General features: G+C 53.7%; 10 protein-coding genes. 8 read left to right on the top strand and 2 right to left on the bottom strand.

Features of this window, described 5'->3' with window-relative positions; all coding sequences use genetic code 11:
* Positions 1–44: 44 nt before the first annotated feature.
* Positions 45–836 (bottom strand): CPBP family intramembrane glutamic endopeptidase, encoded by a 792-nt coding sequence (locus PF1751_RS20440; RefSeq protein ID WP_044287656.1) that lies wholly within the window; start codon positions 834–836, stop codon positions 45–47.
* 406 nt (positions 837–1,242) lie between these two features.
* Here PF1751_RS20440 and PF1751_RS20435 point away from each other — a divergent pair, with 406 nt between their 5' ends.
* Positions 1,243–2,103 (top strand): DMT family transporter, encoded by an 861-nt coding sequence (locus tag PF1751_RS20435; protein ID WP_044287654.1) that lies wholly within the window; start codon positions 1,243–1,245, stop codon positions 2,101–2,103.
* A 53-nt stretch (positions 2,104–2,156) separates the two neighbouring features.
* On the opposite strand, the gene PF1751_RS20430 is transcribed toward PF1751_RS20435, so the two are convergent.
* Positions 2,157–3,545, bottom strand: a complete 1,389-nt coding sequence (locus PF1751_RS20430; RefSeq protein WP_010208576.1) for an FAD/NAD(P)-binding protein — start codon at positions 3,543–3,545, stop codon at positions 2,157–2,159.
* 595 nt (positions 3,546–4,140) lie between these two features.
* On the opposite strand from PF1751_RS20430, the gene PF1751_RS20425 reads away from it, so the two are divergent.
* The 7 genes from PF1751_RS20425 to PF1751_RS20395 all read left to right on the top strand — a co-directional run bounded on the left by PF1751_RS20425 (position 4,141) and on the right by PF1751_RS20395 (position 13,916).
* The gene (locus PF1751_RS20425; RefSeq protein ID WP_029529069.1) at positions 4,141–5,112 is read left to right on the top strand and encodes a glycosyltransferase family 2 protein; all 972 of its coding nucleotides are present in this window, start codon (positions 4,141–4,143) and stop codon (positions 5,110–5,112) included.
* 185 nt (positions 5,113–5,297) lie between these two features.
* A complete protein-coding gene (locus PF1751_RS20420; protein WP_044287651.1) occupies positions 5,298–7,001 on the top strand; it encodes a sulfotransferase family protein in 1,704 nt (567 codons plus the stop codon).
* Positions 7,002–7,062: 61 nt separating this feature from the next.
* On the top strand, positions 7,063–8,712 hold the full coding sequence (locus PF1751_RS29365) for a glycosyltransferase (protein WP_175439676.1): 1,650 nt from the start codon (positions 7,063–7,065) through the stop codon (positions 8,710–8,712).
* Positions 8,709–9,977, top strand: a complete 1,269-nt coding sequence (locus PF1751_RS20410; RefSeq protein ID WP_010208582.1) for a hypothetical protein — start codon at positions 8,709–8,711, stop codon at positions 9,975–9,977. The genes PF1751_RS29365 and PF1751_RS20410 overlap by 4 nt, the downstream gene beginning before the upstream one ends.
* A gap of 28 nt (positions 9,978–10,005) precedes the next feature.
* Positions 10,006–11,457, top strand: coding sequence for a hypothetical protein (locus PF1751_RS20405; protein WP_010208583.1), 1,452 nt, complete (start codon positions 10,006–10,008; stop codon positions 11,455–11,457).
* Positions 11,458–11,722: 265 nt separating this feature from the next.
* Positions 11,723–12,562 (top strand): ABC transporter permease, encoded by an 840-nt coding sequence (locus tag PF1751_RS20400; protein WP_038453610.1) that lies wholly within the window; start codon positions 11,723–11,725, stop codon positions 12,560–12,562.
* On the top strand, positions 12,552–13,916 hold the full coding sequence (locus tag PF1751_RS20395) for an ABC transporter ATP-binding protein (RefSeq protein ID WP_175439675.1): 1,365 nt from the start codon (positions 12,552–12,554) through the stop codon (positions 13,914–13,916). The genes PF1751_RS20400 and PF1751_RS20395 overlap by 11 nt, the downstream gene beginning before the upstream one ends.
* Positions 13,917–13,943 lie beyond the last annotated feature (27 nt).

The raw sequence follows: 13,943 nt of genomic DNA, 5'->3' as shown, positions 1-13,943 counted from the left end.
TTGTCGGCCGCAGCGGGCTTTTATTTAGCTTAATTTTGTAATAATCAGCTGGCCAGCATCGGGTAGGTAAACAACCCGAAGTGAAGCAGATTCAGGCCAAAGTGCGTGGCAATGGCTGCACCCAGTCCGCCAAAGCGATAAGCGAGGCCATAACCGACGCCTGCAATGCTCGCCAGCAGTACCCAATGCCAGCCTGCCCCAAAGTGCACCAGGCCAAATAGCAGGGATGCCAGCAGCAACGCGAGGTTTTCTCCATAGGGCAGGTGCTTGAAGCGCCTGCTCAAGCCGCCTTGGACATAACCACGAAACAGCGCTTCTTCGACAAGAGTCACCAGCAGCAAATTATTCAGCACCCATAACCAGGCCTGTTCCGGCCATTTCGGCGCCCAGGTGATCATCCCCAGCAAGGCGGCGCCGCCCAAGGCCGCGATGGCGGTGAGCGTCAAGGCGAGGGCGGCCACGCAGATCGATAAACGCAGCGAACGCCGCGCCACAATCCACGGGCAGGCCAGCAGCAGCCAGAAGCCAATCAGCGGTTTGTCCTGGTTCAGGTACATCGAGAAGGGCACGGCATCGTCCGTGAGGCGTTGCGGCGCAATGCCACGTCCGTTGTAGAAACCGGGCAACCAGTGCATCGCCAGGCCCAGGGCCAATACGATAAACAGCCCGTGACCCAGGTAGCGCGCCCACGGCGTGCGTTGCTGGCGTACGGCGTAGGCGGCGATCAGCAGCAGGGCGATGGACACGCCTGCCAGCGCCCCCAGCTGCCCGTAGATCAAGGCCAGCAGATAGCCGATGGAAAGAAGCGCCAGGTACAGCCAGGGCAATGCGATCATGGGGAGTCCTTGGAAAAATCTGGGCGGCATTATAGCGAGCCATCTCACAGGGCCCACATGAAAACTCCGCCATTCAGGGTGATTGCAAAACCTATCAACGGCTGGTTATAGTCCGAGTCTCTTCATCCCTTCACACAAGATCAGCCCATGTCAGCTCTCCAGCGCACAGCAGTAGTCGATTCAGCGGTCAACGCTGCGGTCGAGCCGTGCGGAGAAAAGCAGCCTGTGCAGATCAGTCACTACCCCCCACCTGTCAGCAGCACGCCGGTGTACGCAGTCGTATCACCGCCGGGTGTTGGTATTTCGGGCTGATCAGCTGATTGCTGTTCCCGTCTGCCCGCCTGAAAAAACCTTGAACTTCAGCTTTTGCTGAGTCGGCTTTTTTGCCTGATTACAGGTGGTAACCATGTCTGTTCTTTCGAAACAATCCGTGGCCGCGGCGGCGTCGACGAGCCTGTTTGTCCTGCTGTGGAGCAGCGGGGCGATCTTCTCCAAATGGGGCCTGGCCCACGCGTCCCCCTTCGCGTTTCTGCTCATCCGCTTTGCCATCGCTCTCGCGGGCCTGATGGTGCTGATACCGATCCTCAAGCTGAAACTGCCGCGCCCCGGCAAGCCGCTGTTGTACGCAGCGGCGACGGGGTTGGTGTTATTGGGGGCCTACCAGATTTTCTATCTGTTGGCCCTGGACCTGAGCGTCACCCCCGGCGTGATGGCAACCATCATGGGCGTACAGCCGATCCTCACCGTGGTGCTGATGGAACGCCAGCGTTCGCTGCGCCGCGTGTTCGGGCTGGGCCTCGGGTTGGCGGGGCTGATCATGGTGGTGTATCAAGGCATCGGTCTGTCCGGCATGTCCCTGGCGGGCATGCTGTTCGGGCTGTTGGCCCTGGCCAGCATGACCTTCGGCTCGATCATGCAGAAGCGCATCACCGACAACCCCTTGGGCACGCTGCCGGTGCAGTACCTGGCGGGGCTGCTGCTGTGTTCGGTATTCGTGCCCTTTCAGCCGTTCCACTTTGAATACAGCAGCAGCTTTTACCTGCCGGTGCTGTGGATGGGGCTGGTGGTATCGTTGCTGGCAACGCTACTGCTGTACCGCCTGATCGCCCGAGGCAACCTGGTGAACGTCACCAGTCTGTTTTACCTGGTACCGGCGGTGACGGCGGTGATGGACTACCTGATCTTTGGCAACAGGCTCGCGATGCTGAGCGTGTTGGGGATGGGGTTGATCATTGTTGGGTTGGTGTTTGTGTTTCGCAAAGGTTAGGGACGCGTGCCCTCCTGCGTCGTTGTGGGCGCAGGAGGGCCAGGCCGGAGGGGCTACTGGCTCAGTGTCTCGGCCAGGGATTTCACGTATTCGCGTAATTCCGGTACAGCCGTCGCTTCCCAGTCACGTGCCTGGAGGAAGGGGCCGACGTAATACAGCCAGCTTGATTCTGTCCCGTCACACCCTACCAGGGCGCCGGAAGGGGCGATGGCCATGCTTGTTCCAAGTGCGTCCGGAATCAGCAGGCCGCCGATTCGCAGTGATTCCAGTAAGGGGTCGTCCAATTCTCGCAGGTCAAATGCCGGTGTCGTACAGTTGATCACTGCGCCGACTTCAATGCTGTCCTGGATGCAGGTGCCCCGGCGTTGAAAACTTACACTGACATGATCTTCATTGGGGGTGTAGCCGGTTACCCGTCCCGCAAAAAGTTTGAGTTTGCCGCTGGCGATCTCGGCCTGCAGGCGTGCTCCTGGCTGTGGGGCGCAACGGTGGCGATGAGTATCCCAGTACGGGCGCACATGACGCAAAAAGCGCTGTCGCTCGATAATGGGCAGTGCATGCCATAGTTGAGCCGTGGTTGACCTGAGCCCGCCGATGACGTCCCTCCAGTCCCCCCCGGTACGCGCTTGGTGCATGATTGCGTCACGGACTGTGCGCAGATAGTGACGGATCGTGCAGTTGTCTAACATTCGTCGGGACAGGTGTTCATCATAAGAAGGGCGTGCGTTCAGCACCCGATGAGGTTGTGGGGCGAGGCCTCGACGAGATACGGCATAAATCATTCCCTGATGCCCACGGTCACGCAGGTCAAGCACGACGTCCAGCATCGTCAGTCCGCTACCGATGAGAAAAATGGGGGCGTCCGAGCCGACATTGCTGAGTGCGTCGGCTTTCCAGGGGTCATGTATGTAGCGCGGGTTTGCGTAAAACAGTTGGTGCCCTGCTGCGCTGGACGGTTTTTGGCGGGCGCAGCTGCCGATACTCAAGACGACCTTGTCGACCTCCAAATGATCGCCGTTGTTCATGATTAAGCGCGCCCCATCACGCTCTGCGTTGGGTATCACCTCAACAACCTCGCCGATGACATTGTGCAGTTCGCAACCTTTAGCTGCGTTTTGCGAGGCGTTGCTCAACAATGACTCCAAATAGTCACCGTAAAGGCGTCTTTGCACAAAGGATCCGGACGTGATGTTGGAATCATGGTTCTTGGCGAACGCATAGAAACTGTCTTCATCGTCACTCAGGGCGTTCATTCTGCCCGCGGGGACGTTGAGTAGATGCGCGTAAGAGCGGGTTCCATAGGCAATGCCACGCGCAATTGCGCCAGGCCGGCTAATCAACAGGATTTTCTGTCGCGCGCCGGTTGGATTACGCAGTAAACGCACTGCTAGCGTCGAGCCGCAAAAGCCTGCACCAATAATTGCGATGGTCTGGGTCTTCATCCTTGCTCCAGTGTGGATGGGGGGGGGCTCACCTGACAACGTGAGACGTCCAATTTTTTTTGAGAGCGGGTGGTCCTGCAAGCGATGAGCGCATAGTGACGCGGATGGCGGCACCATTCCAGTGCTCAACGGGTAGGCTCGAGCGTTTATTGATAGGGGTCAATGGGCGTGCGGCTATATAGGGAATTAAAACTCAGAAGCTCGAATGATGTTAATGAGCCATATCGATCAAAAGTTAAGTACGTGCTTGGCTGTAATTAGTGAACTTTCTTACAGGCCATGCTGTCACTGTTCCTTGGCGCCAAGTTAGTCATATAGCCCATAGCACAAAAATTCTTTCACGAGTAACGTCTTAGTAATAACCCGATGGATATTTCTGGGTGGGTTAAGCCGGCGATTTTCACCTTTCAGGCGCTCTAGCTTCAAGGTGTGTGCCATGCAGCCTTCCGGGCCGTGCCAGGCCTGACTATTACGCCCGACCATTGGTTGTGATACAAGATTGTACGTTCTGAATATAACTGCAATAATTCCAGCTTTCTTAGGGCACATACCGCAGATTCCTACAGGCGAGTAAGTGCGTTGCAGCGGGATATTTGTGTCTATTACTACATTGCATAGTCCTTCTCGTCTTCAACCAAGCGATGTTTGCGAAGCAAAAGTTGTCGTATTGATGTGTACGTACAACGGCCAGGCATTCCTTGCAGAGCAGCTTGACTCGTTTGAACGGCAGACCCATTCCAACTGGACGTTGATGGTGTCGGACGACGGTTCTCAGGATGGAACCCTTTCGCTGTTGGAAGACTACGGTCGCCGCTGGGGTCATGCTCGCCTGGGAATAATGATGGGGCCTAAGAGAGGATACGCTGCCAATTTCCTCTCGTTGACCTATCGAGTGGATGATGCAGATTTCTTTGCCTGGTCCGATCAAGACGACATCTGGAGCGAGGACAAGCTGGAGGTGGCGCTGGCGTGGTTGCGAACCGTGCCAACCCATGTGCCTGCGCTTTATTGCGGTCGTACTCAGTTGATCAGCGAAACGGGCGTGCATCTCGGCTATTCGCCGCGTTTTCGACTCGCTCCCGGTTTTGGCAATGCACTGGTTCAGAGTATTGCGGGGGGGAACACGATGGTTTTCAACAAAGCCGCTCGTGCGCTGTTGTGCGAGGCGGGCTACGACCTGAGTGTGCCTGCTCACGACTGGTGGCTTTATCAGTTGATCTCGGGGGCAGGCGGACGTGTTCACTATGATCCGCAGCCTAAGATGAAATATCGTCAGCATGCTGAGAATGTGATTGGTAGTAATGCTGGTTGGGCGGCACGATTAGTTCGATTGCGGATGGTTTTTCAAGGGCGTTTCCATGAATGGAATGACCAGAACATCCGGGCCCTCGATGCCATGCAACACCGTTTGTGCAAGCAAAATCAAGGGACGCTTGAGTGCTTCAAGCAAGCACGGACGCAGACCGTCTTTCGCAGAATCTCTGGTGTCTGGTTGGCGGGACTTTACCGGCAAACCCTGCTGGGGAATTTGGGGCTTCTGCTGGCAACTATAATGAAGAAGCTCTGAATTCTCTCGAGCGTAAATCCGCACATTCAGCGGATGAGCTTTGGTCAGCACGTCGTTGGCGACGGCCAATTTTCGGTGATTTTCGAGGGCGCTACGCTCTGCTTTTGCGATCATAGATAGGCACTTGAGTGCTAGAACTGTCCCGGTCCCTGTTTTCAAGTTAGCCAATATTAGAGTGTTCGATAATGCATCCAGTTGACGCGAATAAAAATGTAGTGATCGTTCTGGGGATGCATCGCAGTGGCACCAGCGCTATCGCTGCGGGGCTTGAGCAGCTCGGCCTGAGTATGGGAAGTTCTTTGTATCAAGGCGACGAATGGAATCCCAAGGGGTATTTCGAAGAGCGCCAGGTTGTCGAGTTCAATAACAGGCTGCTTGCCTTGCAGAACTGCCGCTGGGACTCCCCCTTGCCTCCAGTGTTGGGGAGTGGAGGGCAATGGGAGGCATATGTCGGTGAAGCTGTCGAGCTGGTCCGAGGTTTGTTTGGCGACGCGCCTGCCTGGGGATTCAAAGACCCACGGATGTGTCAGTTGGCCCCTTTTTGGGGGAGAGTGTTCTCGCAGTTGGAGGTCAAGCCGCAGCTGATGTTAGTGGTGCGTCATCCAGCTGAGGTAGTGCATTCGCTGGCTCGACGTGATGGCATTTCCGTTGAGCGTGGGGCCTGGCTGTGGATGACACATTTGCTTGGGGCCTTGGAATACTTAGATAACGCTGAAGACATGCGATTTTTCGCATTCGATCATTTGCTTTTGCAACCGGCCGACTTTCTTTCAGACGTCGCGAGCTGGCTTAAGTTGACACCCGCCCAAGACACCGTTGAGCGCTTCGCCGGCGACTTCATTGCACCAACATTATCCCATGGCTCGGACGCCCGACATCTGAGCCTCCCGGGGCTAGTTCTGAGAGCTTATGAGGCTGTGCATGGTGCTATCGAGGAGGGCATGACCCCCAGGGCCTTTCGAGAGAGTGCTCAGTGGATTCGTATAACATCTGAATTTCAGCGTGATATCATCCCGAAACTTTTGTCAGTACAAGCGTTTTACAAGGATGATCGGCAGCTTTCGACCTTAGAGTCCCGAATTGTTGCTTTGAGTGAGGGATTGGCAATGGCTGAAAAATTGGCAGTCGAACGTCTGGATGAGATGCAGAGACTCGATACTCAGCTTATTCAGACCAGTGATGCTCTGGCCCGCGCTGAACTGATTGTGTTGGAACAGCGGTCGACGCTTGAGTGTGCAAACGAGCAGCTCGGTAGCGAGCCCGTCGACCAGGCCACGGGCGCGCACTCGCCGTTGGCTGAATCTCAATTTCAGCGAGAAGCATCAGCGCAAATAGAAGCGCTTGATTGCCGTCTTCGCGACGCCGAAACACTTGCGGTTGAGCGTTTGGAGCACATAAATAGGCTTGATGCCCAATTGAGTCAAACCAGTGCCGCGCTTGACCGTGCTGAGCACATCGTGTCGGATCAACAGGCTGCGCTCGAGCGTCAAAACGACGCCTATGCTCTGTTCCGTGGGGCTGAGTTGATCGCGATTGAACGTTTGGAACATATACAAAAGCTCGATGCTCAGTTGATCGAAATGAGTGCCGCGCTTTCCCGCGCCGAAGGCATCGTCGTTGAGCAACAGCAGGCATTCCAGCAAAGAGATGCGATGCAAGCAGGCTTACTGGAAGCAGAGAGACTTGCTTTTGAGCGTTTGGCAGAGATGCAGAAACTCAATGCTCAGCTTATCCAAACCTCGGATGCTCTGGCTCACGCTGAACGAATCGTACAGGAGCAACAGGACGCGTTGGAACGCGCATATTTACTGGTGTCGCGTAGAGAGATGACGCCAGTAGGTGTAGCGGAGTCATTGCAAAACGCGACGCTGGACCCTCAAATTAAGTAGGTGGCTTTGGCTTATGTCAAAGAACCGTTGTGGTAGTGAGTTGATAGTGGAACCGATATACATGGATGTAGTTGATCCCAGCCTGCAGTATGGCAGCACCCAAGAAGTACTATCGACAACGTTAATCTGTCAGACAGACCATCTCGTACGCCATCCCCATGGCCTGTTCGGATTCGGATGGGCTCTGGATCATGAACATGTAATTGTTCAGGCCTACCTTCATATGCATTTTGCGGGGGGGCGGCTTGAGCGCGTTGCAGTATCCTTGGGCCGGTCGCGGGAAGACGTTGCCGCAGCGTTCCCTGGTAACGCCCAGGCGGCCAACTCTGGTTATATGGTAATCGCCGGGTGGGGAGCTGAGGCGCCCGAAAGGTGTGAACTCGTTTTTGAAATGCGCGCTGGCGTGATAGCTCGTCATGAGCTTGCTTTGCCAGCACACGACGCAGTGCAAAGTACTGAAGTGTCGCAGAGTCTGTATCTCGCTAAGCGAGCCTGGGCCTATCTGCGTCGAGGAAGTATCAAGACGCTGGTCAGAAAGTGCCTTCGATATCGTGGGCGAAACCCTACGCTGGTGAACTCTGACGAGACTGCTCTCGCGGCACGTCTGAAAAACCGCCCATGCCGCCTGGTGATCGATCATTCGATGGGAGGCGGAGCCAATCTGTTTCGCGAGCGCGTGGTTACTGATTGGCGATCCTCGGGCGATACCGTGATATTGCTTAGTTTTCGCGTTTCTTCCATGCAGACTTTTGTGGAAGTACGAGACCGCAGCGGAACCTATTCATGCCAATTGCCCAGCTTGGACAGCTTTGTCGAGTTGCTGGTGCGCATGGATCTTAAGCAAGTGTTTTTCAACTGCGCCGTATCTTTTCCGCATCCGCAAAGCCTTAGAACGTTCATGCTGGCGTTGAAGCAACGGACCAATGCCAGCCTGATCGTGGCCATACATGAGTACTTCCTTGTTTGCCCTTCGCATTTCCTGCTCGACGATGGTGGGCAATATTGCGGCATACCGTCTGTGTCGCGCTGCAATGCCTGTTTGAGCAATCATCCGGACGGATTCGTCTCCCTAACGGGGGAGCGCTCGATCGTACGTTGGCGTGAAATGTGGGGAGAGCTGCTGGATGCGGCCGACGAAATTCGCTGCTTTTCACAATCTTCTTGTACGTTACTTGAGCGTGCCTACCCGGGGATCGGGGGACGCGCGAAGCTCTTTCCTCATTATGTGGAGCCCCTTCGCGAAGTTAGCGTCCCCGCACCGCCGCGAAAGTATCTGACGATTGGAGTAATAGGTTCGATCTCCCACCACAAGGGCGCAGGCATCCTGCAAGATCTGGCGGCGGCGATTCATCAAGTGGGCGCGCCGGTGCGAATCGTCGTCGTGGGAAGTGTCGACGCGCCATGCCACCCGGAAGTGGTGAAAGAAACAGGCCCCTATGCACAAGACGATTTACCCAAAATCGTTGAAAAGCATGGCATCAGCATGGCTTTTCTGCCTTCAATTTGCCCTGAAACATTCTCATTTGTCGCGCATGAAATACTGTCGATGAAGCTACCGCTGATCTGCCTGGACCTGGGGGCTCAAGCTGACCTGGTTCGCAGTCTTGAAACCGGCTATATCGCGACGCGGCAGGATGGCCCAAGCTTGCTTGAGGATATCCTGGCTTTTGAGCGTTCTCTTCACCCTTTAAGTATTAAGGTCATTTCTTGAAAAAAATACACGTTTACACCAGTGCCGCCTGTAACTACATTCCGAAAGTTCGAGCATTGGTAGAGTCGATCAAAAAATTCCATCCTGATTGGGTCGTGCATTTGGCTCTGTCGGATGAAGTGCCCGCCGGTCTGGATCTTTCCGCAGAGCCGTTTGATGAAATTCACCCGATCAGCAGCCTGGATATTCCGAATGCAAATGGCTGGGCGTTTTGTCACACGATCGTAGAGTTGTCGACAGCCATCAAGCCGTTCCTCCTGGCACGACTGCTTGATCGTCCAGATTGTGCCGGGGTCATCTACCTTGATCCAGATACTGTACTTTTTTCACCTCTGCATGATGTGCTGGAAGCTATCCAGCATTCAAATATCGCTCTGACGCCTCACCAGGTCACTCCAGAGCCAACGTTAGCCGCCATCATGGATAACGAGATCTCCAGCCTGAAACACGGCATTTATAACCTGGGCTTCCTTGCCGTTGCGCCAACGGAAATAGGTAAACAGTTCGCGAGATGGTGGTCAGACCGTCTTTATTATTTCTGCCGCGCTGAAATTCACAACGGCTTGTTTACTGATCAGCGTTGGATCGATCTGGTACCGGCTTTTTTCGAGGGTGTATGCATCCTGCGAACTTCGCGTCTGAACGTCGCCCCGTGGAACATTACGACTCGACAAATTACAGGTGAATTACCGGATAACGTCATGGTGGATGGACAGCCTCTCGGCTTCTATCACTTCACAGGGTTTGACAGTGGTGCGCATCGGACCATGGCGTGGAAAAACGCAGCTAACCAGCCAACGGCACATGCGTTGATCAATTGGTATACGGAGACTATTGCTGACCTGGGCAAGGATCCTTTAAGCCAAGTGCCGTGGGCGTTCTCTCGTTTTGCAGACGGTACTGCTATTCCCAAGGCCGCACGCCTCATTTATCGAGAGCGACTGGACCTGCAGCAAACCTTTCCTGATCCTTTTGCAACCGAAGGCGGCGGTTACCTCGCGTGGTGGGAATCCCAGGGGCGTGTGGAGTTCCCGGCACTTTTTGATCCAGCCACTTCTGCAGCGGAGATGCTTCGGGTGACGTCTGCGTTGACGCCGGGTTATCAAGCAGGTGGGGTACCGGTTGTCTTCAGTTCCAGCCGTGTGCGTGAGCATTTGGGTCAAGTACTGGACGACCCTCGTCACGGAGTGTTGTTGGCCAAGCGTGCGTGGGAAGTGCTTCGCACGGAAGGTGTTCCAGGAATCATGAAGCGTATTTCCCGATGATTCTGCCCGCTGAACAGGACTGGACGCAATGTCAATTATAGATGTTAACCAACGGCGCGCCGTGACAAGTCAAAGCAAGTTGTCTGCGCTGGTGACTGTCAATTCGAGCCCTGTGAGCCGCCTCGTTGTTTTGCTCACCTTCGTTCTTGCATGCGCTGCCATTGCGATACATGCCCCGGGGCAGATGTCGATGGACACGAGCATCCAACTTTACGAAGCCAGCCTCGGGCAGTCCGTAAGTTGGGGGCCGCCGTTCATGTCGGCCCTGCTCAGGTGGATGGGGGGTGGGGAGCTTTCGGCTGCGTTGTTTGTGATGATCAATTCGGTTCTTCTTTATGGGGCCTTTGCCGTTGTCACCTTAACAATGCTGCAAGTGCGCGCTGCTCAAGGCCTTAATACTATCCCTACATGGCGGGTCGTTATTGCGTTCTTGCTGATCATGAATCCGATTGTTTTCATTTATGTGGGAATTGTCTGGAAAGATGTGCTTTTCGCGTCATTGTTAACAGCGGCGTGTGCATTTGCGATCGCGGCAACCGTAGGTTCGCCTCTGCGTCGTTATTGCTGTATCGGCTTGTCGATAGTCTTGCTAGCTGCCGGATACCAGGCTCGTCAGCAAGGGGTTTTCATGGCACCGATCCTCTTACTGTCACTTATGGTCGCCGTTTATTCCTTCAGGCCGACTAAGAAAGTTCTGGCTTCGTCAGTGATCATTGTTTTATTCGTGAGTGTTGTTCTGGGCATTCAGCACCAGGTCGCATCGTCGGTGAAAGGCGCCGGTGATCGCGCCAGTTCTGTGGGCTTTCGCAGCATCATACAGTTTGATCTTGCCGGCATTGTCAGTAACTCAAAGCTTCCCCCTGCCGAGATGGCACTCCCTGTGACGCAAGAGCAGCTTTCTGCAATCAAGTCCGCCTACGACCCGGCCAGGATTGACTTTCTTGATCTGAATCCGGTTGTTCGTGCTTGGTTCGCTTCCATACCCAGCGAAACGCTCCGGCATGAATGGTGGGTGATGGTGAAGCAAAATCCGGGCGCCTATTTGGAGCACCGTTTAACGACCTACGCGACTTTGCTGGGGCTACGAGGACTAAATGGCACTCTGCCGGTCTTTGTCGGAGTTGAAGGCAACCCTGAGTACCTGACTGCAGCCCATGTGAGGCCAGGAACCACGTCAAGAGCTCAAGTAGTTTATGACATGGCCGTGTCTTTTTTCAGTTGGCCGATTTACCGTCACGCTTTCTGGATGTTGTCGCTTATAGTGATTGTGGCTGTGGGCGCGCTCAAGATTTCTCCGGGGCCAGTTAAAGCGATTGGTGGCGTGATTGCACTGGCCACAGTCTTGATGTACGGGTCCTTTCTACCGACGAGCATTGCTTCGGATTTCAGGTATTTATTTGCGACGATACCGTTAGTCATGATGTTGGGCTTGATCCTGTTGTTCGGTGCCGGTGAAAAGAGAGTCGCGGAGGGTGAATGACAAACCGATGGCAACGCACTGTGCATTCAAACGTCCAAGTCTGCCTAAGATGAATATCAATTCGGTTTCTCATTGCTGAGCAGCCCGCCCAGCGGTTTTGTCAAATCACTGGGTCTTTTAATCTCGGCCATAGGCTGTCTTATACGTGTGACCCCAAGACGGCCTATCCAAGCTCCGCTCGGAAAGGTTAAACGTCAGGTTTGAGGAGAGCCATTATCAATACCTATATGGAATACGATCTGCAGGGCGACGTGAGAGGTAGGCCATGAATCCTCATGCCCCCCAACCGATTACGATTGGATCACTGCTACGTAGTTTGTGGGTGAATCGCCAGCTTATTGCTCAAATGACAAGGCGAGAGGTGATCGGTCGCTATAAGGGATCATTCCTTGGTTTGGGGTGGTCGTTTCTCAATCCCTTACTAATGCTCGCGGTGTACACCTTTGTCTTTTCTGTTGTATTTCGTTCACGCTGGGGGATAGCGGAGAGTGGCGGCGAGGAAAGCAAGGCGATGTTCGCCGTTGTGCTATTTGTCGGTATGATCGTGTATGGCTTGTTTGCTGAGATACTTAATCGCGCACCCAGCTTGATTGTCGGTAATGTCAATTATGTGAAAAAAGTAGTTTTTCCTCTTGAGATCTTGCCCGTCGTTGCCGCCTGTGCGGCGCTTTTTCATGCACTGGTTAGCCTGACGGTCTGGCTAATGGCATACACATTACTTATTGGTGTGCCTCACTGGCACGTGCTGTTTCTTCCTCTTGTGCTATTTCCGTTATTGGTCCTTGCGTTAGGACTTGCATGGTTTCTTGCAGCCCTTGGCGTTTTCTTGCGGGATGTCGGGCAAACAGTGGCCATTATCACCACCATGATGATGTTTTTGGCGCCGGTGTTCTTTCCCGTCAAAAACCTCCCGCCGGAATTTCAACCGCTTATCATGGCGAACCCCCTGACATTTATAATTGAACAATCTCGCGATGTTTTAATCTGGGGGAAAATGCCGGATTTCATGGGGTTGCTTAATTACTTTATTGTCGCGCTGGTGATGTTCTGGGCAGGGTATATCTGGTTCCAGAAAATGCGAAAAGGATTTTCTGATGTGCTCTGATATTGCGATAAAGGTAAATGCTGTTAGTAAGTGCTTTCACATTTATGACAATCCGCGTGATCGCTTTCTGCAAATGTTTAATGGTCGACGAAAACAATATTTCAGAGAGTTCTGGGCGCTGCGTGATATTTCTTTTGTTGTAAGAAAAGGTGAGACCGTTGGCATCATTGGTCGCAATGGCAGTGGTAAGTCTACCTTGCTGCAAATTATTTGCGGAACGCTAACGCCGACCGCTGGAGATGTTCAGACTTCTGGGCGAGTAGCTGCATTACTTGAGTTAGGTTCAGGGTTCAATCCAGACTTCAGTGGGCGCGAAAATGTCTATATGAATGCCGCAGTGCTTGGCTTGTCGCGGGAGGAAACAGACGCTCGATTTTCCCAAATCGAGGCATTCGCAGAAATAGGCAATTTTATTGATCAGCCGGTCAAGAGCTATTCCAGCGGCATGATGGTGCGCCTTGCTTTTGCGGTGGCGATTAATGTTGATCCGCAAATTCTCATCGTTGACGAAGCATTGTCAGTGGGCGATGAGCTGTTTCAACGTAAGTGTTTTGCTCGAATTGAAGCGATTAAAGCCAACGGTGCGACAATCCTCTTTGTATCGCATTCCGGCAGTGCCGTTGTTGAGCTGTGTGATCGCGCTATTCTTTTGGACAATGGTGACAAGCTTACGGAAGGTGCTCCCAAGAATGTAATCGGGAAATATCAAAAGTTGCTTTATGCTCCTGCCGAGAAGGTTGAGGGTATTCGTGCAGCGGTGAGCGCTGAAGGGGATGTATCGCTGTCGACGTTGAATTCAATCGCAGGGGCGAATGCACACGCCTCCTCGAAGAATACTACGGATGACGTTGAGGAATTTTACGACCCCCATTTGAAATCCCAAAGTGAACTCGCCTATGAATCCCATGGTGCAGTCATTAATTTGCCGCAGATTGTTAATCTGGCAGGCGAGCCGGTTAATTGCCTGGCGCGAGGGAGAACCTATCGCTATACCTATAAAACTGATTTTTCCGTTGCGGCAACCGGTGTGCGTTTTGGCATGATGATTAAAACACTGGCTGGCGTCGAGTTGGGGGGCGCGGCCACCGCGACCAGTCCTCAAGACGCGGTCAGCTATGTATCGCCCGGAACCATCATTCAGGTTGAGTTTGCCTTTGAGTGTAATCTGAACCCAGGGACGTATTTTGTGAATGCAGGCGTGTTGGGATCAGTCAACGGGGAGGAAACATACCTCCATCGGCTACTGGATGCATGCTTGTTCCGAGTGCTGCCAGTGACTGAGCAGTTAGCAACAGGCGTCATAGATTTTAAATGTGTTTCTGATGTACTAATCTCCAGCAGTGAAAGCGTTTAGCACATGAATAATCAACTTTTAATGAGT

The sequence above is a fragment of the Pseudomonas simiae genome, from assembly GCF_000934565.1.
GTDB lineage: Bacteria > Pseudomonadota > Gammaproteobacteria > Pseudomonadales > Pseudomonadaceae > Aquipseudomonas > Aquipseudomonas simiae.
The sequence above is the reverse complement of the archived record's forward strand: the minus strand, read 5'-3'. Positions and strand labels throughout refer to the sequence as shown.

Coding starts and splice junctions, on each gene's coding strand:
- PF1751_RS20440 (WP_044287656.1), bottom strand. CDS start 836: ATGATCGCATTGCCCTGGCTGTACCTGGCGCTTCTTTCCATCGGCTAT.
- PF1751_RS20435 (WP_044287654.1), top strand. CDS start 1,243: ATGTCTGTTCTTTCGAAACAATCCGTGGCCGCGGCGGCGTCGACGAGC.
- PF1751_RS20430 (WP_010208576.1), bottom strand. CDS start 3,545: ATGAAGACCCAGACCATCGCAATTATTGGTGCAGGCTTTTGCGGCTCG.
- PF1751_RS20420 (WP_044287651.1), top strand. CDS start 5,298: ATGCATCCAGTTGACGCGAATAAAAATGTAGTGATCGTTCTGGGGATG.
- PF1751_RS29365 (WP_175439676.1), top strand. CDS start 7,063: ATGGATGTAGTTGATCCCAGCCTGCAGTATGGCAGCACCCAAGAAGTA.
- PF1751_RS20405 (WP_010208583.1), top strand. CDS start 10,006: ATGTCAATTATAGATGTTAACCAACGGCGCGCCGTGACAAGTCAAAGC.
- PF1751_RS20400 (WP_038453610.1), top strand. CDS start 11,723: ATGAATCCTCATGCCCCCCAACCGATTACGATTGGATCACTGCTACGT.
- PF1751_RS20395 (WP_175439675.1), top strand. CDS start 12,552: ATGTGCTCTGATATTGCGATAAAGGTAAATGCTGTTAGTAAGTGCTTT.